We start from the raw sequence: 26,801 nt of genomic DNA, 5'->3' as shown, positions 1-26,801 counted from the left end.
TCCGTCGTCCCACCGGGGAAAGGCAGTAATCGGGCGGCGGCGGACGTTTTTTAATCCGGAATAGTTTTCCGGTCACCGTCGCAAGACGGTTTCGGGGGGCGAATCGACAGACGGCGAAGCCGCAGCGATTGTGCCAACGGAAAAGCGCCACGAGGGCGCTTTTTTCTTTGGTGCGACGGATCGTGCGTCCGCCGGCGCGATCGGCCGGATCAGGCGCGTTCGTCGGCCTGCAGCATGCCGGGCGCGACCACGTCGACACCCACCGCCTCGAGCGCGGCGCGAATCCGTTTCGCGAAGACCAGCGCGTGCGGCCCGTCGCCGTGCAGGCAGACGGTCTGCGCATTGAGCATCACCCATTCGCCGCCGATCGCCCGCACCTGCCGGCTGCGCACCATGTCCAGCGTGCGCGCGATCATCGTGTCCTCGTCGTCGATCAGCGCGCCGGGCTGGTTGCGCGGCACGAGCGAGCCATCGGCGCGATAGCCCCGATCGGCGAACACTTCCTCCACCGCAGCGAGCCCCGCGTGCCGCGCGGCCGCGACGAACACGCTGTTCGCGAGCCCGAACACCGCGAGCGACGGGTCGAAATCGCGGATCGCGGACACCACCGCATCGGCGATCAGCGGGTCGCGCGCGGCCTGGTTGTACAGCGCGCCGTGCGGTTTCACGTGCGCGATGCGCCCGCCCTCGGCCTGCGCGATCGCCGACAGCGCGCCGAGCTGGTACAGCACGCCCGCGTAGATGTCGCTGGCCGGCAGCTGCATTTCCTTGCGGCCGAAATTCTCCGGATCGTGAAAGCTCGGGTGCGCGCCGATCGCCACGCCTTTCTGCACGGCCCAGCGTACGCAGTCGCGCATCGCGTTCGCACCGCCCGCATGCCACCCGCATGCGATGTTCGCGGACGTCACGAGGTCGAGCAGCGCCTCGTCCGAACCGCATCCTTCGCCGAGATCGGCATTCAGATCGATTTGCATGATGTTCCTCGTCCACTGATTGCGTGGCCCGTTTTCTCTACGACGACTGCCTTCGGTACCGCTACCGCCATTGTCACGCCGCACGCGACTCGGCGCGGCGGCGCGCTTCCTCGCGCAGGTCGATCGCCACGTCGATCTGCCGCAGATACGCACGTTCCGCGGCCAGCGCGGCGCGCGCGGCGTCGGGTGTCGTGCGCACGAAGCGGATCGGCAGGTTGAGCCGCGCCTGCGCGAGTTTCCACAGGTCCGCACGGATCACCGTGCCGATCTTCGGGTAGCCGCCGGTGGTCTGCGCGTCGTGCATCAGCACGATCGGCTGGCCGTTCGGCGGCACCTGGATCGTGCCGGGCAGCACCGCGTGCGACAGCAGCTCGGCCGGCCGCTCGCGCACGAGTTCGACACCGGCCAGCCGGTAGCCCATGCGGTTGCTGTTCGCCGTGACCAGCCATTCCTCATCCCAGAACGCCTGCTGCGAATCGGCGGCGAACGACGCGTAGTCGGGGCCCGGCAGCACGCGCACCGGCATCGCCCACGGCGCATGCGCGGGGCGGTGACGGCGCGGCGGCTCGTCGACGCGCACGAACGCGCACCACGCCGGCGCCTTGACGCCGAATTCGGGCGCGTCGGCCGCGAGGCAACCCATCCCGGCCGGAAGCACGCCGACCGGAAGGCGATCGCCGTCGCGCAGCGCGCGGCCGCCGAGGCCGCCGAAGCGCGACGCGAGATCGGTGCTGCGCGAGCCGAGCATCGGCAGCACGTCGATGCCGCCGGCGATGCACAGGTAGCCGCGCATCCCGCGTTTCGCGGCGGGCAGCACGAGCGTCTGCCCGGCCTCGACCGGCAGGCTCCACCATGAATATACGCGCTGGCCGTCGAGCGTCGCACCGAACTCGGTGCCGGTGATCGCGATGCGGGTCGCGCGCGTGAAGCGGAAAGCGGCCGGGCCGATCGTGATCTCGACGGCCGCCGCATCGGGGCGGTTGCCGACCAGCCGGTTGCCGACTTCGAGCGCGAGGCCGTCGAGCGCGCCGCCCTGCGCGACGCCGAGATGGCGCGCGCCGCGGCGCCCGAGATCCTGCACGGTGGACAGCGGGCCGGCCCGCACCACTTCGATGGTGCCCGGTACGGTGCTCTGGGTCATCGTGCGTCGACTCCGGCAATGGTGAAGCGCACGCGGTCGCCGGGCAGCAGCAGCGTCGGCTGCGGCCGCGCCGGGTCGAACAGCACGTGCGACGTACGGCCGATCAGTTGCCAGCCGCCGGGCGACGTGGCCGGGTAGATGCCCGTCTGCGCGCCGCCGATGCCGACCGAGCCGGCCGGCACCTCGAGGCGCGGCGCCGCGCGGCGCGGCATGTGCAGCGCGGCGTCGAGCCCGCCGAGATACGCGAAGCCCGGCTGGAAGCCGACGAAGAACACGACGTAGGCGCCGGCCGCGTGGCGCGCGACGACTTCGTCGGCCGACAGGCCGGTATGCGCGGCGACGGCCGGCAGATCGGGGCCGGCGGCGCCGCCGTATTCGACCGGGATCTCGACCTCGCGGCCGTCCGCGTGCTCGACGTCGGCCGTCTCCCACGCGTCGCGCAGCGCGGGCGTGAGCGACTCGGCCGTCGTGGCGAGCGCGTCGAATACGATCGTCAGGTTGTTCATGCCGGGCACGACGTCGATCACGTCGGGCCACGCGCGCACGGCCTCGGCAACGGCCCAGACGCGGCGCTGGCAATCGAGCGTGGCGGGCGGCGGCACCTCGCAGACGAGGGCGGCATCGCCGAGCGGATAAAAGCGGGGTTGCGTCATCGGACTGGCACGGTTCGGACGGCAATGTTAGCGCACATTGTCAATAAAATATCGACAACTTCCCAATAAGCGTTTTCGCCTAGCCCGTATGTCGGGGCTTCTGGCGTACACTCGGCACACCCTGTCATCCGGCTTGCTCCGCCTTTCCATGAAGCGTCCTGCGACCAAGATCGTGTCATCCGAACACCTCGTTTCCGATTCGAGCGCGGAGCTGTCGGAGCTCGAATACGGCCTCATCATGGCAGGCAATGCTTTCAATCGGTGGATGGTGCGCTGCATGTCGGCGGCCGGCGCGAAGGACATGACGGCGGTCGAGGTGTCGCTGCTGCATCACGTCAGCCATCGCGAACGCAAGAAGAAGCTCGCCGACATCTGCTTCGTGCTCAATATCGAGGATACGCACGTCGCGACCTATGCGCTGAAAAAACTGATCGCCCGCGGCTATGTGAAGAGCGAGAAGAACGGCAAGGAAGTGTTCTTCTTCGCGACCGACGCGGGCCGCGACCTGTGCCTGAAGTACCGCGAGGTGCGCGAGCACTGCCTGATCGAGACGCTGAAGGACAGCGGGCTCACCAACGAGCAGATCGGCGACGCGGCGCAGTTGCTGCGCAACGCATCGGGCCTGTACGACACGGCCGCGCGCGCGGCGGCGTCGCTGTAAACGGTTGCGCCGCGGCTGGCGCGCGGCGGTGCGCTGACGGGCGTGCGACGCCGGATGCGGCACCGCCCGCCGCCTCATCAGGCGGCCGGGTACAGCGCGCCGTCGGTCACGATCCAGTGCAGCGCGAGATCGTGCGCTTCGGCCGGCAGCGCATCGACGCGGCACGCTTCGTATGCGATGCCGACCGTCACGGGCAGCGCGCTGCCCGGCCACGCGGCGAGCGTGCGGTCGTAGTAGCCGCCGCCGTAGCCGAGCCGGTAGCGCTGCAGATCGAATCCCACACAGGGAATCAGCAACAGGTCGGGCACGACGACGATTCCCGACGCCGGTTCCGGAATCCGGTGATGACCTTCGCGCATCGGCGTGTGCGCGTCCCACGCATGGAACTCGAGCGGCGTGTGCCGTTCGTCGATCACGGGCAGTGCAGCCCGCCTGCCGGCGCCGGCCGCGCACCACGCGAGCACGGCCTCGCGCGCATCGAACTCACCCGGCAGCGGCCAGTAGAACCCGACCGTGCGCGGCGCGAGCCGGTCGAGCAGCGTGCGCAGCCGCGCGTCGAGCGCGGCGTTCGCGGCGGGTTGCGACGCGGCGTCGCGACGCGCGCCGGACAGCGTTTTGCGTAGCGCAACCTTCGGGTTCGGCACAGGGTTGCGTGCTATGCTTTCGCTCACTTCGTGCTCCATTCAAAACGATGTCGAACAGCCTTTTCCGAGTATATCGCGCGGTCGCGCTCACACTTTCGGCCGCCGCGCTCGTCGCCGGTACGGCTGCGTGCGCCGCACCGAACGACGATACGGTCGCCGGGGACGACCAGACCTTCGTGCAGCTTCGTGAAGCCGCGCGTCGCAACGACGCCGCGAAAGCCGCGCAGCTCGCGTCGATGATCCCGAACTATCCGGTGCCGTCCTACGTCGAGTATTTCCAGATCAAGCCGCAGCTGTTCGATTCGACGGGCCGCGCGCGCGTGGACGCGCCGGACGCGCCCGTGCAGTCGTTCCTGCAGCGCTACGACGGCCAGGCGATCGCCGACCGCCTGCGCAACGACTACCTGCTCGTGCTCGGCGCGCGCCACGACTGGCGCAACTTCGACGAGCAATACAAGCGCTTCGTGCTCGACGACGACACGCAGGTCAAGTGCTATGCGCTCGAATCGCGCGCGGCGCGCGGCGAGAACGTCGCCGAAGCGGCGCGTGCGCTGCTCGTCGAGCCGAAGAACTACGGCGACGCGTGCGTCGACCTGATCACCGCGCTCACGGTCAACCAGCAGTTCACGAGCGACGACGTGTGGCAGCAGGCGCGCCTCGCGTACGAGCAGAATTACACGACGCTCGGCGGCAAGATCGTCGATGCGCTCGGCCCGCGCCCGGTCGGCTTCGACCAGGCGACGAGCGCGCCGCCGCTGTACCTCGCGCGCGGCGTCGGCCCCGATGCAACCTCGCACCAGCTCGCACTGATCGCGCTCAGCCGCATGGCGCGCAACGATCCGGACGCGGCAGCCGGGATGCTGACCACGGTCGCGCCGTCGCTGACCAAGCAGGAGCAGGCGATCGCGTGGGGCGCGATCGGCTACCAGGGCGCGATCAAGCGCTCGCCGCTCGCGTCGGTCTGGTACGCGAAATCGACGAATGCGCCGCTGTCGAACCCGGGCTACGAATGGCGCACGCGCGCCGCGCTGCTCGCCGGCAACTGGCCGATGGTGCGCTGGTCGATCGAGCAGATGCCGCCGTCGCTGCGCAACGATCCGGCCTGGATCTACTGGCATGCGCGCGCGCTCAAGCAAAGCGGCGACACGCTGCAGGCGAACCAGGAATTCGAGCAGGTCGCGGGCCAGTTCAACTTCTACGGGCAGCTCGCCGGCGAAGAGCTCGGCCAGCGCACGACGATCCCGCCGCGCACGAAGGTGAGCGACGCCGAGATCGACGCGATGAGCAAGATTCCGGGCTTCGCGCTTGCCCAGCGTTTCTACGCGCTGAACCTGCGCCTCGAAGGCAACCGCGAATGGAACTGGCCGCTGCGCGGGATGACCGATCGCCAGCTGCTGGCCGCGGCCGAATACGGCAAGCGCGTCGAGCTGCTCGACCGCACGGTCAACACGGCCGACCGCACGAAGGCCGAGCACGACTTCACGCTGCGCTACCCGTCGCCGTACCGCAACATCGTCGAGCGCTATGCGCAATCGACGGGCCTCGACATCGAATGGGCGTACGGGCTGATCCGCCAGGAATCGCGCTTCATCATCAGCGCACGTTCGTCGGTGGGCGCGGGCGGTCTGATGCAGCTGATGCCGGCCACCGCGCAGATGGTCGCGAAGAAGCTCGGCATGGGCACGATCTCGCGCGCGCAGATGCACGACATCGATACCAACATCCAGCTCGGCACCTGGTATCTGGCGGACATCTACAACAACTTCGACAGCTCGCCGGTGCTCGCCACGGCCGGCTACAACGCGGGCCCGGGCCGGCCGCGCCAGTGGCGCCAGGTGTTGACGCAGCCGATCGAAGGCGCGATCTTCGCAGAAACGATTCCGTTCAACGAGACGCGCGACTACGTGAAGAACGTGCTGTCGAACACCGTCTATTACGCGGCGCTCTTCGAGGGCAAACCGCAGTCGTTGAAGAAACGTCTAGGCATGATCTCGCCCTGATACGCAATCTTCACACTGCCGCGCGAGACGCGGCAGTGTTCTTTTGAGGCTCACGACATGGATCGCCAGACCGTTGCGCTGCTGGGCGGCACCGGCTTCATCGGCAGCCGGCTCGTCAATGCGCTGATCGAATCCGGCAAGCAGGTACGGATCGGCACGCGCCGGCGCGACCACGCGCGCCATCTGCAGATGCTGCCGGTCGAAATCGTCGAGCTCGACGCGCTCGACACGCGCACGCTCGCGCGCTTCGTCGCCGGTGCGCACGCGGCGATCAACCTGGTCGGCGTGCTGCACGGCGGCCGCGGCACGCCGTACGGGCCCGGCTTCGAGCGCGCGCACGTCGCGCTGCCGGCCGCGCTCGCGACCGCCTGCACCGAGGTGGGCGTGCAGCGCGTGCTGCACATGAGCGCGCTCGGCGCCGATTCGCACGGCCCGAGCATGTACCAGCGCTCGAAGGGCGATGGCGAGGCCGCGCTGCATGCGATCGCGGCGACCGATTCGCTCGCGCTGACGATCTTCCGCCCGTCGGTCGTGTTCGGCCCCGGCGATGCGTTCCTCAACACCTTCGCGAACCTGCAGCGCTCGGTGCCCGTGCTGCCGCTCGCGATGCCCGACGCGCGCTTCCAGCCGGTGTTCGTCGGCGATGTCGTGCGCGCGTTCGTCAACACGCTCGATCTCGCGGCCGCACACGGCAAGACCTACGAACTCGGCGGCCCGACCGTCTATACGCTCGAGCAGCTGGTGCGCTATTGCGGCACGCTGGTCGGCCGCCAGGCACGCATCGTGCGGCTGCCCGACGCGCTCGCGCGGCTGCAGGCGAGCGTGTTCGAATGCCTGCCCGGCGAGCCGGTGCTCACGCGCGACAATCTCGCGACGATGTCGGTGCCGAACGTGCTGTCGGGGCCGCTCGCGCCGGAGCTCGGGATCTCGCCCGCGAGTCTCGAAAGCATCGCGCCCGCGTATCTCGGCCAGGCCGCGCAGCGCTCCCGGTTCGACTGGTTCCGCTCGCGCCGCTAGGCCGGCAGCGTCCTCCTTTTCCCCTTCTCGTTTTCCGGAACACCGTCATGAAACTCGTCATTGGAGACAAGAACTACTCGTCGTGGTCGATGCGCCCGTGGCTGCTGCTCGCGCATTTCGGCATCCCGTTCGACGAGATCGCGATCGAGCTGCGCCACGATGACACGGCCGCGCGCATCCGCGAGTATTCGCCGTCCGGCAAGGTGCCGTGCCTGATCGACGACCACGGCGTCGCGATCTGGGATTCGCTCGCGATCGCCGAGACGCTCGCCGAACGCTATCCGCAGTTTCCGATGTGGCCGGCCGATCCGCTCGAGCGCGCGCATGCGCGCTGCGTCGCGGCCGAGATGCATTCGGGCTTCGCGGCGCTGCGCACGCAGATGGGCATGAACGTGCGCGCGTCGATGCCGGGGCGCGGCGCGACGCCCGACGCGCTCGCCGATGTCGCGCGCATCGATGCGCTGTGGAGCGCGTGTCTCGAGGCGTCGGGCGGCCCGTTCCTGTTCGGCGAATTCGGCATTGCCGATGCGATGTACGCGCCCGTCGTGATGCGCTTCAACACGTACGCGCCGGGCCTGTCGCCGGAAGCGGCCGGCTATGCGGCGCGCGTGACGGCGCTGCCGGCCGTCCAGCGCTGGATCGATGCCGCGCGCCGCGAAACGAACGTGATCGCCGAATACGAGCCGCAGCCATGAACATCTACGCAGTAGGCGGCGCCATCCGCGACGAACTGCTCGGCGTGCCCGTGCAGGACCGCGACTACGTGGTGGTGGGCGCGACCCCCGAGCAGATGGCCGCGCAGGGGTTCCGGCCGGTCGGCAAGGATTTCCCGGTATTCCTGCATCCGCGCACGCAGGAGGAGTACGCGCTCGCGCGCACCGAGCGCAAGACGGCGGCCGGCTATCACGGCTTCCAGTTCCATTACGCGCCGGACGTGACGCTCGACGAGGATCTCGCGCGGCGCGACCTGACGATCAACGCGATGGCGCGCGAGGTGAGCCCGGAGGGCGACCTGGTCGGGCCGGTGATCGATCCGTTCGACGGGCAGGCCGACCTGCGCGCGCGCGTGTTCCGGCATGTGAGCGACGCGTTCGTCGAGGATCCGGTGCGGATCCTGCGCATCGCGCGCTTCGCCGCGCGGTTCGCGGATTTCACGGTCGCGGACGAAACGCTCGCGCTGATGCGACGGATGGTCGACGCGGGCGAGGTCGACGCGCTCGTGCCCGAACGCGTGTGGCAGGAAATCGCGCGCGGGCTGATGGAGGCGAAGCCGTCGCGGATGTTCGCGGTGCTGCGCGAGTGCGGCGCGCTCGCGCGCATCCTGCCCGAGGTCGATGCGTTGTGGGGCGTGCCGCAGCGCGCCGACTACCACCCGGAAGTCGACACGGGTGTGCACGTGATGATGGTCGTCGACTATGCGGCGAAGCAGGGTTATTCGCTGCCGGTGCGCTTCGCGGCGCTCACGCATGATCTCGGCAAGGCGACGACGCCCGCCGACGTGCTGCCGCGCCACGTCGGCCACGAGGGGCGCAGCGTCGACCTGCTCAAGCCGCTGTGCGAGCGGCTGCGCGTGCCGAACGAATGCCGCGATCTCGCGCTGGTCGTCGCGCGCGAGCACGGCAACCTGCATCGCGTGATGGAGATGGGCGCGGCCGCGCTGGTGCGGCTGTTCGAGCGCAGCGACGCGCTGCGCAAGCCGGCGCGTTTCGCCGAGATGCTGCAGGCGTGCGAATCGGATGCGCGCGGGCGGCTCGGGCTCGACGCGCAGCCGTATCCGCAGGCCGAGCGGCTGCGCGTTGCGCTCGCGGCCGCGCGCAGCGTCGATGCCGGCGCAATCGCGCGCGGCATCGGCAACGATACGGAGAAGATCAAGGACGCCGTGCATCGCGCACGGATCGAGGCCGTCGCGCAGGCGCTCGAGATCGGCGAATAGGCCCGGCGAATAGGGCCGGCGGGAAGGGCGCGCGCCTTGCGTCTGCTTCCCGGCAACCGTTACGACTTCTTCTTGCGCGCTGGCTTCGCGGCCGCCGGGCGTTTGCCGGCCGATGCGCGCGGCTTGGCCGCGGTCTTCTTGTCCTTTCCCGCCGCGCCGGCGTCGCGCTCGCGCTCCGCCCGCTTGGGCGCCGGCCCGCGGCGGCTCCCGCGCGGCTCGCCCGGCGTCGCGCGTGCGGCGGGCGCCGCTTTCCCGACGTCCATCGTCGCCGACACGAACCCGGCGCCACGGTCGTCGAACAGCGGCAGCGTGCCGACCGCGATCACCTCGGCCGGCCCGTCGCCCACGTTGGCGACCCGATGCCGCTTGCGCGCGTCGAAGTGCAGCGAGTCGCCGGGCGACAGCGGGTAATCCTTCTTGCCGACCGTGTAGCAGATCCGGCCGGCCAGCACGTACACGAATTCGTCGCCGCCGTGCGCGACCCATTCCGAGCGGTAGCCTTCCATCATCTGCACCTTGAGCGCATTGATCTGGCTGCCGTCGAACGTGGTGGAGAGGCGTTCGTACCACTGCGACCTGGCGTCGAGCGCGTACGGCTTGCGGCGGCCCTCGTACGAATCGGGCTGGGCCTGGCGCGGCTGGTCGATCAGCGCGCCGAGCGGCACGCCGAGTGCCTTCGCGACGTTGACGAGCGACGACAGCGAGATGCCCGTGAGGTGGCGCTCGACCTGGGACAGGAACCCGACCGACAGTTTCGCCTCGGTCGCGACTTCCAGCAGCGTCTTCTTCGCTTCCCGGCGCAGGCGGCGAATGCGCTGGCCGATACGCATGATGTCTGAATCCATGAATCTCTTTCGTGACAACGAGTCGGGAGGCGAGCGGACGGGCGGTGCAGTCGCCGGACGGTGATTTCCGCGCCTCGCACGAAGCACGGCCGTCGGGACGGCGATGCCGGCGCATTGTACCGCGCCGTGTCGCCGGGCGAATTCATGTGGCGTTGTGCCGGGATGCGCAGGCGCCGCGCCGATTTTAGCCCTACGAAAATTTTAGCTTGACCTCAATTTCGGCGTGCTCTAGATTCTGTCGCGCGTATCAAAAAAAGTTAAGTGGGACGAAAATTTTTTCAAGGACTGCTGCCGGAATGGCACGGCGGTCCGGCGCCGTGCCGCGCCGGGCCGGACGTCCACCTGCAGCGGCGCCGTGCCGCTCAGGCCCGCCTCGGGCCTGCACCCCGCCGCGTCACCGCCGCGTCACCGCCGGCCGCCGACAACAATGCATAACGGGCTTCCGATGATCGATCGACTGAAATACAGCTTCTCCGGCCTCCCCCCGTACGACGCATCCGTCGTCGACACGCAGGCGGGCCTGTCGCGCCTGCTCGATGCGGCGCGGCTCGACGCGGTGCTGGTCACGTCGCAGGACGAATACGTGACCGAGTACCTGCCGCTCGCCAACAATCCGCGCTATGCGGTGTCGGGTTTCGACGGCTCGGCCGGCTGCGGGATCTTCCTGAGCGCGGCGACCGCGCAGGCGCTCGATCTGCCCCCGTTCGTGCTGTTCGTCGATGGCCGCTATCACCTGCAGGCCGAGCAGCAGTGCGATCCGGCGCGCGTGCGCATCGAGAAGCTCGGGATGAACGTGACGATCTGGCAGGCAATGGCCGACTGGCTGGTCGCGCACGGCAGCCGGCTTGCGCGGGTCGGCTACGACGCGCGGCGGATCAGCGTCGCGCAGCGCGATCGACTGTTCGAACGGACGCAGGCCGCGACGCTCGACTGGACGAGCCTCGTCGACCGGGAGATCGATCGCGCGATCGCGCTGCCGGGCTGGGTCGTCGAGCGGCCGATCTTCGAAGTGCCGGAATCGGCGACCGGCCTGAGCGTCGCGCAGAACCTCGACACGCTGAACCGCCAGCTCGCCGCGCATACCGGCGCGCCGGACGGCAAGACCGCGTTCTTTACCTGCGCGTCGGACGATCTCGCCTATCTGCTGAACAGCCGCGGCTATCACATCCCGAATGCGTCTTCGCACCTCGGCTTCCTGTTCGCGGTCGGCGGCCAGGTGGCGTTGTTCCTGCCGGAAGGTTGCGAGCGCTGCGAGGTCACGCTCGCGTCGTATCCGGCGCTGCACGTGATCCGGCGCGATGTCGCGGCGCTCGAGCGCTTTCTCGCGCAGTTCGACGTCGAGCACGTGTGCTACGGCTTCGAATCGGTGAACTGCGCGCTCGTCGACGCGGTGAAGCGGGTGTGGCCGCACGCGCGGCAGGCCGACTTCAACCCGGTCGAGGCGATGCGGGCCAGCAAGACGCCGGCGGTGCTCGACCGGTTCCGCGATGCGTTCGCGCGCAGCTCCGCGGCGATCGCCGAGACGATGCGCTGGGCGAAGGCCGGCGAGCCGGGCGCGCGCCACACCGAATACGATCTGGCGCGCACGATCAACGACGCGTACGGCGCACGCTCGGCGGTGGCGCTGACGTTTCCGTCGATCGCGGCGAACGGCGCGAACAGCGCGTTCGCGCATTACACGGCGGCGAGCGCCGACGTCGAGCTGACGGAGGGCGAACTCGTGTTGCTCGACAGCGGCGCGTATTACGAAGCCGGCTTCGCGACGGACTGCACCCGTGTGGTGCTGCGCCGGACCCGGCCGGAAACGGTCGCGCAGCCGTGGCAGCGCGAGATCTACACGGTCGCGCTGAAGGCCTGCATCAAGGGGCTCGTCGCACGCTTCCCGAGCACCGCGAAGGGCGGCGACGTCGATGCGCTCGTGCGGCAGGTGTGCCGCGACCACGGCCACGACTTCGGCCACGGCACCGGGCACGGCGTCGGGATTCACGTGCACGAGGGCGGCGTGCGGTTCGCGCCGGGCGCGCAGTACGGGCTCGTGCCGAATGCGGTGATCTCGGTCGAGCCGGGCATCTACGTGCCGGGCAAGGGCGGCGTGCGGATCGAGAACATCGTGATCATCCACCGGGACGACGCGCAGCCGGACACCGTCACGTTCGAGAACATCGTGACGGTCGGCTACGACTGGGACCTGATCGATCTCGACCTGCTGGACGACGACGAGCGCGCGTACCTGCGCGACTACGAGCGGCTGTGCGTGGAGCGCGGCACGCAGGTCACCGCGTGTCCGCTGCTGTAGGCACGGCCGGGCGCGCCGCTCAGTTCAGCAGGCGTGCCCGCACGAACGGCGCGATCCGCTCGGCGAGCCACGCGTGCGTGCGCGTGGTCGGGTGCAGCGTGTCCCAGAACACGAAGCGCGCCGGATCGCGGCAGTCCGCACGCGGCGTCTGCGCGCTCAGGTAGGTGAGCGACGACGGTTTCGGGATGTCGAGGCATGAACGCTTCGCATCGTCGAAGCCGTACCGGGCCGGGTGGCTCAGCAGGTCGTCGAACAGCGCATACGCGTCGAATACCTCGAGCCGCAGCGTCGCGCCGTAGCGGGCACGCAGCGCGGCGGCCGCGTCCGCGAGGCGCTGGTTGTAGTCCTTCACCTGCGCGGCGACGCTCGCGGTGTCGCTGCGGGTCGCGAACACCGGCGCGCGCGACACGTCCGGCAGCGTGACGAGCATGATCCGCGTCGCGCCGGCCGCGGCAAGCCGCTCGAGGCTGTCGCGCACCGCATTCGCCGCCTGCTCGGGCGAGCGCCCGTAGTTCACCAGGTCGTTGCCGCCCGCGAACACCGCGAACAGCGTGTTGGCGGGCCGGTAGTCCGGCGCGCGATCCATGTATTCGCGCCACGAGTCGATCTGCTGCACGAGGCCCGGCACGACGAGGTACTGGTCGGTCGCCGCGCCGCCGATTGCCCAGTTGTAGAACGGCAGCCGCAGCGTATTGGCGAGATATTCGGCCCACACCGGGCCGTTGCTGAAGCGCCCCGCATTCCAGCTCGTGCCGTTCGGCAGCTTCCACTGGCTCGCGTTGAACACGTTCTGCGTGTCGGACAGGCTGTCGCCGAACACGATCAGCTTGTTGACGCGCGCGTCCTGCTGCGCGGCGTCGATGGTCCACACCGTGTAATTGAACGACAGCGCGTTGTTCGCCGCGACCGCCTGCACGAGGTCGGTCTTGATGCCTTTCGCGGCCAGCGTCTTGCGGCACACGTCGGCGAGCGTGTCCTGCGGCGTCGTGCTGTAGAACATGTTCTTCCACTGCGTGATGCCGTCCGCCCACCAGTAGCCGGACACGCGATACCAGTCGCCGCCGGCCGGGTTGCGCGCCCATTCGTAGGTCGCGGCCGGCTTCAGCGGGTCCGCGTCGAGCCGGTACCAGCAGCGCAGGTACGTGTAGGTGTCGGAGCCGCGGCGGGACGCGCGCGGCGTGGCGCCGGGCGGACTCGAGGCGGCCGGCGGCACGATGTCGGGGCCGGCCGGCGACAGCGACATGTCGCCCGTCGGCGTGGGCAGCGGCGCGGGGCCGGCGGCCTGCGCGGCGGGGAGCGTCAAGGCGGCGCCCAGCGTGGCGACAGCGGACACGGCGGCGACGCGGGATGAAAACGGAATGCGGAAAGTTGGCATGCGGCCCTCTTCTGATTGTTGTGACGGGACGGCTCGCGGCTGCGCGACCGTGTATCGGAAGGGACCGTGGGTGCCGGGCTCGGGCCCGGTCTGTCGAAACGTGACGTGCCGCGAACGGCGGGGAAAGTACGGTGGTGGCGGCGCTGCCGCCGATCAGTCAGTCAGTGCTTCAGCGCGTGAGAGCCGACACGCGGCCGTCGGCGCCGTAGATGCCGGCCGGTGCGGGCGCCGAGCGCAGTACCGCGAGCGCGCGCTCGTTGTAGTCCATCCGGATCCGGATCAGCATCCCGTTGTTCGCGTTGGCCTGGCGCGCGCGTTCGGCGGACTGCTGCAGCAACTGCCAGCGGCCGGCGAGGCGGGCATCGCGCTCGGCGGCCTGGTCCATGCCCTTCTTGCCGGCCGGAAAGCCGAGTGCGGAAAGCTGCGTGTCGCGCGTGCGTTCGAGCTGCGCGAGCCGGTCGATCAGCTCGCTTTTCTTCTCGACGATCCCGGGCAGCATCTCGAGCGGCTGCGCCATCGTCAGCGCCTTTTCCTCGTACGCGAGCAGGGACGCGAACGCCTCGACCGTCGCATGTTCGTCATTGACCGTGGCCAGCAGCTCTTCTCTCATCGCGTCGTGCTCGTCGCGCCGGCGCGGGGAGCGCCGGCAAACCGGGGGGGCGGGCCTCGCGAGGCCCGCTTCAGTTGCCCGGGCGCTGCTGCTGCAGCAGCTCTCGGGCGGTATTCAATACGCCGTCGGCGATCTTGTTCGCGTCGATCGTCAGCGTGCCGTTGTTCAGCGCGTCCTTGATCGACTGGACCAGGCCCGTGTCGATATCGCCGTTGCCGGACGCGGATACCGAGCGCAACTGGCCGGACAGACCCGACAGGTTCACGCTCCGGTCGCCGCCGGTCGACCCCGCATCGGCCGCCTGCGCGGACGAAGACGAGGCCGTGCCGGATTGCGCACGGGTCGCGCCGTTGCCGGTCGGCGCCAGGGGGCTCGGGTTCGGAGTGGAATCGATCTTCACGATGGGTTTCCTGTTCGGTTTGACCCAGATAACGGCCGGGTCGGCCCGAACTTTAGCATCGCGAGCCCGAAATGCCCCGAATAAACAATTCTTTACATTCTTGCCGCGAGATCCGTCCCTATAGCGGAATTTCCACGGTGCCGGCGTCCTTGACGATCGCCGTGACAATCTGGCCCGCCGCCATCCGCACCCGTACCGACTGGCCGGGCGCCGCATTCGCCAGCGCGCTGCCCTCGGCCGAAATCGTGAAACCGGGCCCGGCCGCGACCACCCGCACCGTCTGGCCGGCCGACACCGACGCCGCGCTCTTCAGCAGGTCCTGCCGCAGCGGCAGCCCGGCCGAGATGCGCGCGAGCGCGGTCGCGCCGATCGCCTGCGCCGGATCGGTGATCACCGCGAGCGGCAGCACGGTCAGGTCGCCGTCGCGGGCGACCAGGTCGGCCGCGGAAAGCGGCTCGCCGGGCGCGATCTGGCGCGCGGCGACGTAGTAGGTGGCCTGCACGGTGACTTTCGCCTGCAGGTAGACGGTCCACGGCCGCTCACCCGCGCAGCGCACGCCGACCGTCGTGCGGCCCCACAGGCGCGCGCCGGTCGGCATGAACGGCTCGAGCGTCGTGCACGCGGCGAGCCCGCGCGGAAACGCGGTCGTGACCGTCGTGGTGGTCTTGCCGGGCAGGCCCGCGACCTGCTGCTGCAGGAACGCGAGGGCCGTGCGGCGGATCGACTCGGGATCCTGCTGGCCGGGCGGCGTCGCGGGCTGGGCCGCGGTGGCGGCATTGGCGGCAGGGGCCGGGTTCGCGGAAACCGGGACGGCGCGCGGCGCCGGCGCGGCGGACGCGGCGCGGGCCGCCGCCAGGCGCGCGGCCATGGCCGGCTGCGGGGCCGGCCGTACGGGATTCGATGCGGGTTCGGCCGTGCCGGCGACGACCGTCGCGATCGCGTTCGGATCGGCGGCGCGCGGCGCGCCATATCCGGTTCCGGCGTTCATGCGGGCGGCTGCGTAGACAGGGCGCGGCACCGGGGCTGGCGCAGGCGCCGGGACGGTCGTCACGACCATCGTGCCAGCCGGTTGCGCCGCGTAGCCGGCGCCGGACGCGCCGGCGGCGGCACCTGCACCCGCGCCGCTCGCGGCACGACCCGTGTCCGGCGCCAGGCCCGAACCCGGCGCCGTCGCCGCATTCCCGCCGCTCGCCGCATTGGCGTGCGCGAGCGCGGTTTCGGCCGTCTCGCCGCGCCCCGGAATCACGATCATCGCGTCGTCCGCGTGCGCGGCCGGGGCGGCGATCCACAGCGCCGCGGCGAGCGCAAGCGCACGCCGGACGTGCGTGAGCCGCCCGTTCCTTCCGCGAAGTGCGCTGCCAGTCATCGCCGTATCCCCGATCCGTTGCTCCGCTTCGCATTCTAGGGAGCGGGGCGGTCGCGCAAACGATGAATAGAGGGGGCCTTTGCCGCGTTATTCGCCCGATTGCCGGTTGCGTCCGGCGCCTACCATCGCTGTCATGGAAAAAAGCCTCTCGAGTCGCCATCCGGCGCGAGGGGCGTGCAGCGCTTCATACGGAGAGACGCACACATGCTGGACAAACTCGATGCGGAATTCGCGTTCGGCCGACAGGCGCTGGACGTGCGCGCCTACCGGCAGGAACTGCTGTCGTCGAACATCGCGAACTCCGACACGCCCGGCTACCAGGCCCGCGACGTCGATTTCGCGTCGACGCTCGCGCGCTCGCTGAAGCAGGCGGGCGGCGGCCTCGCGCCGAGCAACGCGGCGCAACTGCCGATGGCGCAGCCGGCCGGCGTGACGAACGGGATGTCGATGGTGTCGACGGCGGCGGGTCACATGGCCGGCACCGCGAAGCTGATCCCGACGGGCGGCCCGTCGGACGACTACGGCCGTGCGCAGTACCGGATGCCGCTGCAGCCGGCGCTCGACGGCAACACGGTCGATCTCGACGTCGAGCGCGTGCAGTTCGCGAACAACGCGCTGCACTATCAGACCGGGATGACCGTGATGACCCAGCAGATCAAGGCGATGATCGCCGCGATCACGTCGAACCAGTGACGGCGCGCACCGCCGCCGAATCCGAGCAAAAGGAGCTTCCATGCCCTCGTTGATGAACATCTTCGGCGTCGCCGGCTCGGCGCTGTCCGCGCAGTCGCAGCGCCTGAACGTCACCGCGTCGAACCTCGCGAACGCCGACAGCGCGACCGGCCCCGACGGCAAGCCGTACAAGGCCAAGCAGGTCGTGTTCGCGACCGACCCGATCGGCGGCGCGCGCACCGCGTCCGGCCAGGGCGTGGGCGGCGTGCGCGTGACGAAGGTGATGGACGACCCGTCGCCGATGAAGTCGACCTACGACCCGTCGAACCCGGCCGCCGATTCGAACGGCTACGTGCAGATGCCGAACGTCGATCCGGTGCAGGAGATGGTGAACATGATCTCGGCCTCGCGCTCGTACCAGGCCAACGTCGAGACGCTGAACACCGCGAAGACGCTGATGCTCAAGACGCTGACGATCGGCTCGTAAGCCGCGCCGACCGACCTTACCGACCCGACAGAAGGCCACCCAGGATGACTTCCTCCAGCACGACGATCGGCAGCAACGGCACCAACGTGTCGAACCTGCCGACCGACACGATGAACACCAACAAAGTGTCGACCAACGGCACGTCGGCGAGCGACCTGCAGGCGACGTTCCTGAAGCTGCTCGTCACGCAGCTGCAGAACCAGGATCCGACCAGCCCGGTCGACAGCTCGCAGATGACGTCGCAGCTCGCGCAGATCAACACGGTGAGCGGCATCGCGCAGCTGAACACGTCGCTCACGTCGCTGTCCTCGCAGCTCACGGCCGGCCAGCAGACGCAGGCCGCGCTGCTGATCGGCACGAACGTGCTCGCGCCGGGCAACGCGGTCGCGGTGAAGAGCGGCGCGGCGTCGCCGTTCGGCGTGTCGCTCGCGAATTCGGTGTCGAACCTGACGATCACCGTGAAGAACGCGGCGGGCACCGTGGTGAACACGATCAACGCGGGCGCGCAGTCGGCCGGCACGGTGCCGTTCAACTGGACGCCGACCGACGCGGCGGGCAACGCCCTGCCGGACGGCAAGTACACCGTCAGCGCGTCGTACACCGACAGCAACGGCACGCCGCAGCCGGCCACGACGCTCGCGGCGTCGACCGTGCAGAGCGTGATCAAGCAGGCGGACGGCACGGCGGGTCTCGTGCTGTCGAACGGCACGACCGTGGGGCTGACCCAGGTTGCGTCGATTTTCCCGAACACTACCGCGTCGCCGCCATCGGGCAGCGGCACCACCTCCAACTGATACTGATCGAGCAATCTCGAAACGGAGACCGAAATGGGTTATCAACAGGGTCTGAGCGGCCTCGCGGGTGCATCGAACGCGCTCGACGTGATCGGCAACAACATCGCGAACGCGAACACGGTCGGCTTCAAGTCGAGCACCGCGCAGTTCGCCGACATGTATGCGAACTCGGTCGCGACGTCGACCAACACGCAGATCGGTATCGGCACGTCGCTGAACGCGGTGCAGCAGAACTTCGGCCAGGGCACGATCAACACGACGAGCTCGTCGCTCGACGTCGCGATCAACGGCAACGGCTTCTTCCAGATGTCGAACAACGGCGTGACGACCTACTCGCGCGACGGCACGTTCCAGCGCGACAAGAACGGCTTCATCGTCGACTCGCAAGGCCGTAACCTGATGGGCTATGCGGCCAACGGGGGCGGCGTGATCAACACCGCGCAGACCGTGCCGCTGCAGGCGCCGACGACCAACATCGCGCCGACCGCGACGACCAAGATCGGCGCGCAGTTCAACCTGAATTCGCAGGACGCGGTGCCGGCCAAGACGCCGTTCAGCGCGACCGACAACACGACCTACAACTACTCGACGTCGATCCAGGTGTACGACTCGCTCGGCGGTTCGCAGGCGGTCAACATGTACTTCGTGAAGTCCGCGGCCGGCACGTGGGAAGCGTACGCGGGCGTGCAGGGCGGCGCCACGACGGATCTCGGCACGGTCACGTTCGACGCGTCGGGCGCGATCAAGAGCACGACCACGGGCACGCCGCCCACGCCGACCACGTCGGTCGGCCAGTTCCAGTTCACGGTGCCGAACACCGACGGCTCGGCGACGCCTCAGAGCCTCACGCTCGACCTGACCGGCACGACGCAGTACGGCGGCAAGAACGGGGTGAACAACCTCGCGCAGGACGGCTACGCGAGCGGCACGCTGACGACCTACACGATCGGCACCGACGGCAAGCTGACCGGCAACTACTCGAACGGCCAGACCGCCGTGCTCGGCCAGATCGCGCTCGCGAACTTCAACAACCCGAACGGGCTGGTGAGCCTCGGCGGCAACCAGTACGCGGAAAGCTCCGCGTCGGGCGTGCCGCAGATCTCGGCACCGGGCAGCACGAACCACGGCAAGCTGCAGGGCAGCGCGCTGGAAAACTCGAACGTCGACCTCACGTCGCAGCTCGTCAACCTGATCACCGCGCAGCGCAACTACCAGGCGAACGCGCAGACGATCAAGACGCAGCAGGCCGTCGACCAGACGATCATCAACCTGTAAGCGCGGATAACGGGCAGCCATGGACCGACTGATCTACACGGCGATGACGGGTGCGTCGCAGTCGCTCGACCAGCAGGCGGTGGTCGCGAACAACCTCGCGAACGCGTCGACGACGGGCTTTCGCGCGCAGCTCGCGACGTATCGCGCGGTGCCGATGAATTTCGGCGACGGCAGCACGAGCGACCCGACGACGACGCGCACCTACGTGCTCGCGTCGACGCCCGGCGCCGACTACACGCCGGGTCCGATCACGCGCACCGGCAACCCGCTCGACGTCGCCGTGCAGGGCGCGGGCTGGCTGGCGGTGCAGGCGGCCGACGGCAGCGAGGCGTACACGCGCGCCGGCAACCTGCACGTCGACGAGAACGGCCAGCTCGTCAACGCGAGCAATCTGCCGGTGGTCGGCAACGGCGGCCCGATATCGGTGCCGCCGAACGCGGAAGTGACGATCGGCAAGGACGGCACGATTTCCGCGCTGATGCCGGGCGACCCGCCGACGGCGGTCGCGATCGTCGACCAGATGAAGCTCGTGAATCCCGACCCGGCCACGCTCACGCGCGGCAACGACGGGCTGTTCCGCACCGCCGACGGCAATCCGGCCGACGCCGACCCGAACGTGGTCGTCACGCCGAATTCGCTCGAAGGCAGCAACGTGAACCCGGTGACCGCGATGGTCGCGATGATCGACAACGCGCGCGCGTTCCAGCTGCAGTCGAAGCTGATCCAGACGGCCGACCAGAACGAGCAGACGGCGAACCAGCTGCTCAATTTCAGCTGAGCGCCCGCGCCACCCTACGCAGGAGACCTGATAAATGAACCGTTCGCTCTACATCGCCGCCACCGGCATGAATGCGCAGCAAGCGCAGATGGACGTGATTTCGAACAACCTCGCGAACACCAGCACGAACGGCTTCAAGGCGTCGCGCGCGGTGTTCGAGGATCTGCTGTACCAGACCATCCGCCAGCCGGGCGCGAACTCGACGCAGCAGACGGAACTGCCGTCGGGCCTGCAGCTCGGCACCGGCGTGCAGCAGGTCGCGACCGAGCGCCGGTACACGCAGGGCGGCCTCACGCAGACCGGCAACGCGAAGGACGTCGCGATCAACGGCGCGGGCTTCTTCCAGGTGCTGATGCCGGACGGCACGAACGCGTACACGCGCGACGGCGCGTTCCAGACCAACGCGCAGGGCCAGCTCGTCACGTCGAGCGGCTACCAGGTCCTGCCGGCGATCACGATCCCGCAGAACGCGACGTCGCTGACCATCGGCAAGGACGGCGTCGTGACGGTCACGCAGGCGGGCTCGACCAATTCGGTGCAGATCGGCTCGCTGCAGGTCGCGACCTTCATCAACCCGGCCGGCCTCGAGGCGCGCGGCGAGAACCTGTTCTCCGAGACGACGTCGTCGGGCGCGCCGAACGTGTCGCAACCGGGGCTGAACGGCGCGGGCACGCTCAACCAGAACTACGTCGAAGCGTCGAACGTGAACGTCGTGCAGGAGCTCGTCAACATGATCCAGACGCAGCGTGCCTACGAGATCAACAGCAAGGCCGTGACGACGTCCGACCAGATGCTGCAGACCGTCACGCAGATGAAGAGCTAACCGGAACACCCGCCGTCGCCATGAAGCAGGTTCGCCTCCTCCCGTCAGCCACCGTCCGCGCCGCATGCGCGGTCGCGGTGGCGGCGTTCGCCGCCGGTTGCGCGCAAATTCCGCGCGATCCGATCATCCAGCAGCCGATGACGGCGCAGCCGCCGACGCCGATGTCGATGCAGGCGCCCGGCTCGATCTACAACCCCGGCTACGCGGGGCGGCCGCTCTTCGAGGATCAGCGTCCGCGCAACGTCGGCGACATCCTGACGATCATGATCGCGGAGAACATCAACGCGACCAAGTCGTCGGGCGCGAACACGAACCGGCAGGGCAACACCGACTTCAACGTGCCGACGGCCGGCTTCCTCGGCGGGCTGTTCGCGAAGGCGAACCTGTCGGCGGCCGGCAACAACAAGTTCGCGGCGACCGGCGGCGCCAGCGCGGCGAACACGTTCAACGGCACGATCACGGTGACCGTCACCAACGTGCTGCCGAACGGCAACCTCGTGGTCAGCGGCGAGAAGCAGATGCTGATCAACCAGGGCAACGAATTCGTGCGCTTCTCGGGGGTCGTCAACCCGAACACGATCTCGGGCGCGAACTCGGTCTACTCGACGCAGGTCGCCGACGCGAAGATCGAATACTCGGCGAAGGGCTACATCAACGAAGCCGAGACGATGGGCTGGCTGCAGCGCTTCTTCCTCAACATCGCGCCGTGGTGATGACGATGCAGAAGACGCTTCTCGACCGCCTGTCTGCCCGCGTGCACGCCGCCGCGCGGCTCGCCGTCGCGTTCGTGGCCGTGGCCGCGGCGTGTGGTTTCGGCGCGGCGCCCGCGCACGCGGAACGCCTGAAGGATCTCGCGCAGATCCAGGGCGTGCGCGACAACCCGCTGATCGGCTATGGCCTCGTCGTCGGCCTCGACGGCACGGGCGACCAGACGATGCAGACGCCGTTCACCACGCAGACGCTCGCGAACATGCTCGCGAACCTCGGCATCTCGATCAACAACGGGTCGGCCAACGGCGGCGCGTCGCAACTGAGCAACATGCAGTTGAAGAACGTCGCGGCCGTGATGGTGACCGCCACGCTGCCGCCGTTCGCGCGGCCGGGCGAGGCGCTCGACGTCACCGTGTCGTCGCTCGGCAACGCGAAGAGCCTGCGCGGCGGCACGCTGCTGCTGACGCCGCTGAAAGGCGCGGACGGCCAGGTCTACGCGCTCGCGCAGGGCAACATGGCGGTCGGCGGCGCCGGCGCCAGCGCGAACGGCAGCCGCGTGCAGGTGAACCAGCTCGCGGCCGGCCGGATCGTCGGCGGCGCGATCGTCGAGCGTTCGGTGCCGAACGCGATTGCGCAGATGAACGGCGTGCTGCAGCTGCAACTGAACGACATGGACTACGGCACCGCGCAGCGGATCGTGTCCGCGGTCAACTCGAGCTTCGGCCCGGGCACCGCGACGGCGCTCGACGGCCGCACGATCCAGCTCGCCGCGCCGGCCGATTCGGCGCAGCAGGTCGCGTTCATGGCGCGGCTGCAGAACCTCGACGTCAGCCCGGACAAGGCCGCGGCGAAGGTGATCCTGAACGCGCGCACCGGCTCGATCGTGATGAACCAGATGGTCACGCTGCAGAGCTGCGCGGTTGCGCACGGCAACCTGTCGGTCGTCGTCAACACGCAGCCGGTCGTGTCGCAGCCGGGGCCGTTCTCGAACGGTCAGACGGTGGTGGCGCAGCAGTCGCAGATCCAGCTGAAGCAGGACAACGGCGCGCTGAAAATGGTGACGGCTGGCGCGAATCTCGCCGACGTCGTGAAGGCGCTGAACACGCTCGGCGCGACGCCCGCGGACCTGATGTCGATCCTGCAGGCGATGAAGGCCGCCGGCGCGCTGCGCGCCGACCTGGAGATTATCTAAATGGCAGCCAGTCTCCCGAACGCGAACGACCTCACGCAGCGCTTTGCGCTCGACGTGCAGGGTTTCGACGCCCTGCGCGAGCAGGCGAAGCAATCGCCGCGGGCCGGCGCGAAGGCGGTCGCCGGCCAGTTCGACGCGATGTTCACGCAGATGATGCTCAAGAGCATGCGCGACGCGTCGCCCGACGGCGGGCTGTTCGATTCGCATACGTCGAAGATGTACACGTCGATGCTCGACCAGCAGCTCGCGCAGCAGATGTCGACGCGCGGGATCGGCGTGGCCGACGCGCTGATGAAGCAGCTGCTGCGCAATGCGGGACAGGGCGCGGGCAGCGATTCGGCGGCCGACGTCGGCGCGGCCGGGCTGGGCGCGGCCGGCTTCGGCGCGTCCGGCAACGAAGGTGGCCTCGCCGCGATGAACGCGATGGCGAAGGCCTACGCGAACTCGGCCAACAACGGCGGGCTTGCCGGCACGCGCGGCTATTCGGCCGGCAGCGCGCTGACGCCGCCGCTGAAGGGCGCGAGCGGCGTGCAGGACGCCGACGCGTTCGTCGACCGGCTCGCGGGCCCCGCGCAGGCGGCCAGCGCGTCGACCGGCATCCCGGCGCGCTTCATCGTCGGCCAGGCCGCGCTCGAATCGGGCTGGGGCAAGCGCGAGATCCGCGCGACCGACGGCTCGACGAGCTACAACGTGTTCGGCATCAAGGCGACCAAGGGCTGGACTGGCCGCACGGTGTCGGCGCTGACCACGGAATACGTGAACGGCACGCCGCGCCGCGTGGTCGCGAAATTCCGCGCGTACGATTCGTACGAGCACGCGATGACCGATTACGCGAACCTGCTGAAGAACAACCCGCGCTACTCGGGCGTGCTGAGCGCGAGCCGCAGCGTCGAAGGCTTCGCGCACGGGATGCAGAAGGCCGGCTACGCGACCGACCCGAACTACGCGAAAAAGCTGATCTCGATCATGCAGCAGATCGGCTGACGGCCCCCGTCGGCGCCCGCCTGTTGCTCCCTCTGGACCGCGCCCGGCAGCCCGCCGCGCGCGGTTTCAACGTTTGCGCGAAAAAAATCCCCAATTCGATCTAAACTTTCGGTCAGCACTGCCGCTAAGTGTGAGAGACCTGCGACCGGGCCCCCGTTCTGGCCCGGTTTTATTGCGCACCGGTTGCCCGGGCGCCCATGACAAGAATGACCGGCTAGCCATGAATATCGAAACGTCGACGGACCCCAGCCTGGATGCAGGCCACTCCGGGCCCGACTATGCCCGCCGCAATCCGCTGGAAATCGGCGTGCAGCTGCGCAACCTCGTCAATCGCGGCGATTTCCTGACCGTCCAGTACCCGGGCGGCCAGCTCGTCACGCGCCTGCTCGAGGTGGATGTCGGCGCGCGGACGTTTACGTTCGACTGGGGTGCGCTGGCGGAGCAGAACGCCAGCATCCTCGGCGCGTCGCACTGCACGTTCGCGGCCGCGCCGGAGGGCGTGCGCGTCGAATTCTCCACGGGCACGCCGCGCGAGACGCGCTACGAGGGGCTGCCCGCGTTCGTCGCCGATTTCCCCGACGTGCTGATGTGCATCCAGCGCCGCGAATATTTCCGCGTCGATGCGCCGATCGTCGATCCGTTCCTGTGCCGCGGCAAGCTGCCGGACGGCGAAAGCTTCCTGTTCGAGGTGCATAACCTGTCGCTCGGCGGCGTGGGGCTGCGCACGGCCGACGAACGCGTCGAGGCGCTCGAGGTCGGCACGCTGCTGCCCGACGTCGAGCTCGAGCTGACCGGCCACGGCAAGCTGTCGCTCGACCTGCAGCTCGTGTCGCAGCGTTCGACGCAGATGCCGAACGGGTCGCGGCGCTACCAGCTCGGCTTCCGCTACATGTCGCTGCCGGGCAGCGCGGAGAACACGCTGCAGCGGCTGATCACGCAGCTCGAGATGAAGCGCCGCTCGCTCGCGCGGGCCTGACGCGCTAGCGGCGGCCGGCCCCGCCCGGGGCAGCCCGCACGGCGTTTGCGGCACCCTCGGCCGCACGCCCGAACCGGCGACGCGCACGTGCGCGTCGCGCGTGCATTTTTTCCTCAATTTTTTCGATCGGCGGCCGTTATACCGGGAGTCACGCAACCCGGCGGCCGCGACGCGCGGCCGGCTCATCAGGATCGCGCATGTCCAACACACTCATGAACCTCGGCGTCAGCGGCCTGAATGCCGCGCTCTGGGGCCTCACGACGACCAGCAACAACATCAGCAACGCGGCGACGCCCGGCTATTCGGTCCAGCGGCCCGTGTATGCGGAAGCGAGCAGCCAATACTCGGGCAGCGGTTACATGCCGCAAGGCGTGAACACCGTCACCGTGCAGCGGCAGTACAGCCAGTACCTGAGCGACCAGCTGAACACCGCGCAGACGCAGGGCGGCGCGCTGTCGACGTGGTACACGCTCGTCGCGCAGCTGAACAACTACATCGGCAGCCCGACGGCGGGGGTCTCGACCGGGATCACGAACTACTTCACCGGGCTGCAGAACGTCGCGAACAACGCGTCCGACCCGTCGGTGCGGCAGACCGCGATCAGCAACGCGCAGACGCTGGCCAACCAGCTCAACGCGGCCGGCCAGCAGTACGACGCGCTGCGCCAGAGCGTGAACACGCAGCTCACCAGCACCGTGTCGCAGATCAACACGTACACCGCGCAGATCGCGCAGCTGAACCAGCAGATCGCGGCTGCGAGCAGCCAGGGGCAGCCGCCGAACCAGCTGCTGGATCAGCGCGACCTCGCGGTGTCGAACCTGTCGGGCCTCGCCGGTATCCAGGTCGTGCGCAACGACAGCGGTTACAGCGTGTTCATGTCGGGTGGCCAACCGCTCGTCGTCGCCGACAAGAGCTACCAGCTGGCGGCCGTCACGTCGCCGTCGGATCCGAGCGAACTGACCGTCGTGTCGCAGGGGATCGCCGGCGCGAAGCCGCAGGGGCCGAACCAGCCGTTGCCCGATTCGTCGCTGTCGGGCGGCACGCTCGGCGGCCTGCTTGCGTTCCGCAGCCAGACGCTCGACCCCGCCCAGGCCCAGCTCGGCGCGATCGCGACCAGCTTCGCCGCGCAGGTCAACGCGCAGAACGCGCTCGGCATCGACCTGTCGGGCAACAAGGGCGGCAACCTGTTCGCGACGCCGTCGCCGACCGTGTACGCGAACCAGGGCAATACCGGCAACGCGTCGCTGTCCGTGTCGTTCGCGAACGCGTCGCAGCCGACGACGAGCGACTACACGCTGTCCTTCGACGGCGCGAACTACACGCTGACCGACCGCGCGAGCGGCGCGGTGGTCGACCAGAAGGCGGGGCCGATGCCGGTTTCGCTCGGCGGCCTGAATTTCTCGATCCCGTCGGGCTCGATGAGTGCCGGTGACAAGTTCACCGTGCTGCCGACGCGCGGCGCGCTGAACGGCTTCGGCCTCGCCACGACGAGCGCGTTGGCGATCGCGGCAGCCTCGCCGGCGGTCACGTCGGCGGCGAGCACCAACACCGGCACGGGCAAGATCACGCTGGGCGGCGTCACCGCGGGCTATCAAGTGCCGACGACCAAGCTGACCTATGACGCGACGGCGAAGACGCTGACGGGTTTCCCGGTCGGCACCACGGTGACGATCGGCACCACGCCGCCGACGTCGGTCACGATCAACAACCCGACGGACACCGTCCCGTACGACCCGGCGGCCGGCGCGACGATGACGATGTCGGGAACGGCCGCGGGCGCGCTCAACGGCGTGAGCGTCACGCTGTCCGGCGCCCCGGCGACCGGCGACTCGTTCACGATCGGGCCGTATGCGGGCGGCACCAGCGACGGCTCCAACGCGCTCGCGCTGTCGAAGCTGGTCAACGCGAAGGCGTTCGGCAACGGCACGACGACGCTCACGGGCGCGTATGCGAGCTACGTGAACGGGATCGGCAACACGACGACCCAGCTGAAATCGTCGAGCGCCGCGCAGACCGGGCTGATCGGCCAGATCACCCAGGCGCAGCAGTCGGTGTCGGGCGTGAGCACGAACGAGGAAGCGGCCAACCTGATGCAGTACCAACAGTTCTACCAGGCGAACGCGAAGGTGATCCAGACGGCGGCGACGCTGTTCCAGACCGTGCTCGGCCTGTTCAATTGACCGGATTCGAGGGA

At 69.1% G+C, this 26,801-nt stretch carries 26 protein-coding genes; 17 read left to right on the top strand and 9 right to left on the bottom strand.

What is annotated here, in order from left to right:
* Positions 1 to 209: 209 nt before the first annotated feature.
* The 3 genes from pxpA to pxpB form a co-directional block, all read right to left on the bottom strand.
* Positions 210 to 974 (bottom strand): 5-oxoprolinase subunit PxpA, encoded by a 765-nt coding sequence (gene pxpA / locus CFB43_RS16730; protein ID WP_089495806.1) that lies wholly within the window; start codon positions 972 to 974, stop codon positions 210 to 212.
* 73 nt (positions 975 to 1,047) lie between these two features.
* Complete coding sequence (locus CFB43_RS16725) at positions 1,048 to 2,115, bottom strand: biotin-dependent carboxyltransferase family protein (RefSeq protein ID WP_089495805.1); 1,068 nt, start codon at positions 2,113 to 2,115, stop codon at positions 1,048 to 1,050.
* On the bottom strand, positions 2,112 to 2,768 hold the full coding sequence (gene pxpB / locus CFB43_RS16720) for a 5-oxoprolinase subunit PxpB (RefSeq protein WP_089495804.1): 657 nt from the start codon (positions 2,766 to 2,768) through the stop codon (positions 2,112 to 2,114). Before pxpB ends, CFB43_RS16725 begins: the two co-directional genes overlap by 4 nt.
* A 148-nt stretch (positions 2,769 to 2,916) precedes the next feature.
* Here pxpB and CFB43_RS16715 point away from each other — a divergent pair, with 148 nt between their 5' ends.
* Positions 2,917 to 3,429, top strand: coding sequence for a winged helix DNA-binding protein (locus tag CFB43_RS16715; protein ID WP_027788908.1), 513 nt, complete (start codon positions 2,917 to 2,919; stop codon positions 3,427 to 3,429).
* A gap of 77 nt (positions 3,430 to 3,506) precedes the next feature.
* On the opposite strand, the gene CFB43_RS16710 is transcribed toward CFB43_RS16715, so the two are convergent.
* Complete coding sequence (locus tag CFB43_RS16710) at positions 3,507 to 4,112, bottom strand: 5-formyltetrahydrofolate cyclo-ligase (protein ID WP_089495803.1); 606 nt, start codon at positions 4,110 to 4,112, stop codon at positions 3,507 to 3,509.
* An 8-nt stretch (positions 4,113 to 4,120) separates the two neighbouring features.
* Here CFB43_RS16710 and CFB43_RS16705 point away from each other — a divergent pair, with 8 nt between their 5' ends.
* Genes CFB43_RS16705 through CFB43_RS16690 form a run of 4 tightly spaced genes read left to right on the top strand, consistent with a single transcriptional unit; the run spans position 4,121 to position 9,023 of the window.
* Positions 4,121 to 6,073: a lytic transglycosylase domain-containing protein gene (locus CFB43_RS16705; protein ID WP_089495802.1), complete on the top strand. Its 1,953-nt coding sequence runs from the start codon at positions 4,121 to 4,123 to the stop codon at positions 6,071 to 6,073.
* Between the two features lie 57 nt (positions 6,074 to 6,130).
* Entirely contained in the window at positions 6,131 to 7,090 is a 960-nt protein-coding gene (locus tag CFB43_RS16700; RefSeq protein ID WP_089495801.1) for a complex I NDUFA9 subunit family protein, read from the top strand.
* Between the two features lie 47 nt (positions 7,091 to 7,137).
* The gene (locus CFB43_RS16695; protein ID WP_089441217.1) at positions 7,138 to 7,785 is read left to right on the top strand and encodes a glutathione S-transferase family protein; all 648 of its coding nucleotides are present in this window, start codon (positions 7,138 to 7,140) and stop codon (positions 7,783 to 7,785) included.
* Positions 7,782 to 9,023, top strand: a complete 1,242-nt coding sequence (locus tag CFB43_RS16690) for a multifunctional CCA addition/repair protein (protein WP_089495800.1) — start codon at positions 7,782 to 7,784, stop codon at positions 9,021 to 9,023. The genes CFB43_RS16695 and CFB43_RS16690 overlap by 4 nt, the downstream gene beginning before the upstream one ends.
* A 59-nt stretch (positions 9,024 to 9,082) precedes the next feature.
* Here the strand turns inward: CFB43_RS16690 and CFB43_RS16685 are convergent, their stop codons facing one another.
* Positions 9,083 to 9,868 carry a helix-turn-helix domain-containing protein gene (locus CFB43_RS16685; RefSeq protein ID WP_089495799.1) on the bottom strand — a complete coding sequence of 262 codons (786 nt, stop codon included), beginning with the start codon at positions 9,866 to 9,868 and terminating at the stop codon, positions 9,083 to 9,085.
* A gap of 445 nt (positions 9,869 to 10,313) precedes the next feature.
* Here CFB43_RS16685 and CFB43_RS16680 point away from each other — a divergent pair, with 445 nt between their 5' ends.
* Positions 10,314 to 12,164, top strand: a complete 1,851-nt coding sequence (locus CFB43_RS16680; protein ID WP_089495798.1) for a M24 family metallopeptidase — start codon at positions 10,314 to 10,316, stop codon at positions 12,162 to 12,164.
* Positions 12,165 to 12,183: 19 nt separating this feature from the next.
* On the opposite strand, the gene CFB43_RS16675 is transcribed toward CFB43_RS16680, so the two are convergent.
* The 4 genes from CFB43_RS16675 to flgA form a co-directional block, all read right to left on the bottom strand.
* A complete protein-coding gene (locus CFB43_RS16675) occupies positions 12,184 to 13,539 on the bottom strand; it encodes an SGNH/GDSL hydrolase family protein (protein WP_089495797.1) in 1,356 nt (451 codons plus the stop codon).
* A gap of 169 nt (positions 13,540 to 13,708) precedes the next feature.
* Entirely contained in the window at positions 13,709 to 14,149 is a 441-nt protein-coding gene (locus CFB43_RS16670; protein WP_089431819.1) for a flagella synthesis protein FlgN, read from the bottom strand.
* 70 nt (positions 14,150 to 14,219) lie between these two features.
* Positions 14,220 to 14,549 (bottom strand): flagellar biosynthesis anti-sigma factor FlgM, encoded by a 330-nt coding sequence (gene flgM / locus CFB43_RS16665; protein WP_089426519.1) that lies wholly within the window; start codon positions 14,547 to 14,549, stop codon positions 14,220 to 14,222.
* A 118-nt stretch (positions 14,550 to 14,667) separates the two neighbouring features.
* Positions 14,668 to 15,915 carry a flagellar basal body P-ring formation chaperone FlgA gene (gene flgA / locus CFB43_RS16660; RefSeq protein WP_089495796.1) on the bottom strand — a complete coding sequence of 416 codons (1,248 nt, stop codon included), beginning with the start codon at positions 15,913 to 15,915 and terminating at the stop codon, positions 14,668 to 14,670.
* A gap of 204 nt (positions 15,916 to 16,119) precedes the next feature.
* Between flgA and flgB the strand changes: the two genes are divergently transcribed.
* The 11 genes from flgB to flgK all read left to right on the top strand — a co-directional run bounded on the left by flgB (position 16,120) and on the right by flgK (position 26,787).
* Positions 16,120 to 16,608 (top strand): flagellar basal body rod protein FlgB, encoded by a 489-nt coding sequence (gene flgB, locus CFB43_RS16655; RefSeq protein ID WP_039369170.1) that lies wholly within the window; start codon positions 16,120 to 16,122, stop codon positions 16,606 to 16,608.
* Positions 16,609 to 16,648: 40 nt separating this feature from the next.
* On the top strand, positions 16,649 to 17,074 hold the full coding sequence (flgC, locus tag CFB43_RS16650; protein WP_011353470.1) for a flagellar basal body rod protein FlgC: 426 nt from the start codon (positions 16,649 to 16,651) through the stop codon (positions 17,072 to 17,074).
* Between the two features lie 44 nt (positions 17,075 to 17,118).
* Positions 17,119 to 17,868 carry a flagellar hook assembly protein FlgD gene (locus CFB43_RS16645; RefSeq protein ID WP_089495795.1) on the top strand — a complete coding sequence of 250 codons (750 nt, stop codon included), beginning with the start codon at positions 17,119 to 17,121 and terminating at the stop codon, positions 17,866 to 17,868.
* A 33-nt stretch (positions 17,869 to 17,901) separates the two neighbouring features.
* Positions 17,902 to 19,143 (top strand): flagellar hook protein FlgE, encoded by a 1,242-nt coding sequence (flgE, locus tag CFB43_RS16640; protein WP_089495794.1) that lies wholly within the window; start codon positions 17,902 to 17,904, stop codon positions 19,141 to 19,143.
* Between the two features lie 19 nt (positions 19,144 to 19,162).
* Positions 19,163 to 19,921: a flagellar basal-body rod protein FlgF gene (gene flgF, locus CFB43_RS16635; protein WP_089426515.1), complete on the top strand. Its 759-nt coding sequence runs from the start codon at positions 19,163 to 19,165 to the stop codon at positions 19,919 to 19,921.
* Between the two features lie 34 nt (positions 19,922 to 19,955).
* Entirely contained in the window at positions 19,956 to 20,744 is a 789-nt protein-coding gene (gene flgG, locus CFB43_RS16630) for a flagellar basal-body rod protein FlgG (RefSeq protein WP_069249069.1), read from the top strand.
* A 20-nt stretch (positions 20,745 to 20,764) separates the two neighbouring features.
* A complete protein-coding gene (gene flgH / locus CFB43_RS16625; RefSeq protein ID WP_089495793.1) occupies positions 20,765 to 21,457 on the top strand; it encodes a flagellar basal body L-ring protein FlgH in 693 nt (230 codons plus the stop codon).
* A gap of 5 nt (positions 21,458 to 21,462) precedes the next feature.
* The gene (locus CFB43_RS16620) at positions 21,463 to 22,647 is read left to right on the top strand and encodes a flagellar basal body P-ring protein FlgI (protein ID WP_089495903.1); all 1,185 of its coding nucleotides are present in this window, start codon (positions 21,463 to 21,465) and stop codon (positions 22,645 to 22,647) included.
* Positions 22,648 to 23,631 carry a flagellar assembly peptidoglycan hydrolase FlgJ gene (gene flgJ / locus CFB43_RS16615; RefSeq protein ID WP_089495792.1) on the top strand — a complete coding sequence of 328 codons (984 nt, stop codon included), beginning with the start codon at positions 22,648 to 22,650 and terminating at the stop codon, positions 23,629 to 23,631.
* A gap of 220 nt (positions 23,632 to 23,851) precedes the next feature.
* On the top strand, positions 23,852 to 24,607 hold the full coding sequence (locus CFB43_RS16610; RefSeq protein ID WP_089431814.1) for a flagellar brake protein: 756 nt from the start codon (positions 23,852 to 23,854) through the stop codon (positions 24,605 to 24,607).
* A 197-nt stretch (positions 24,608 to 24,804) separates the two neighbouring features.
* Positions 24,805 to 26,787 (top strand): flagellar hook-associated protein FlgK, encoded by a 1,983-nt coding sequence (gene flgK, locus CFB43_RS16605; protein WP_089495791.1) that lies wholly within the window; start codon positions 24,805 to 24,807, stop codon positions 26,785 to 26,787.
* The last annotated feature ends 14 nt before the right edge of the window (positions 26,788 to 26,801 follow it).

The sequence above is a fragment of the Burkholderia sp. AU15512 genome (genome assembly GCF_002223325.1).
Taxonomy (GTDB): Bacteria; Pseudomonadota; Gammaproteobacteria; order Burkholderiales; family Burkholderiaceae; genus Burkholderia.
Note: the sequence above shows the minus strand (reverse complement) of the source record. Positions and strands in the feature narration are given on the sequence as shown.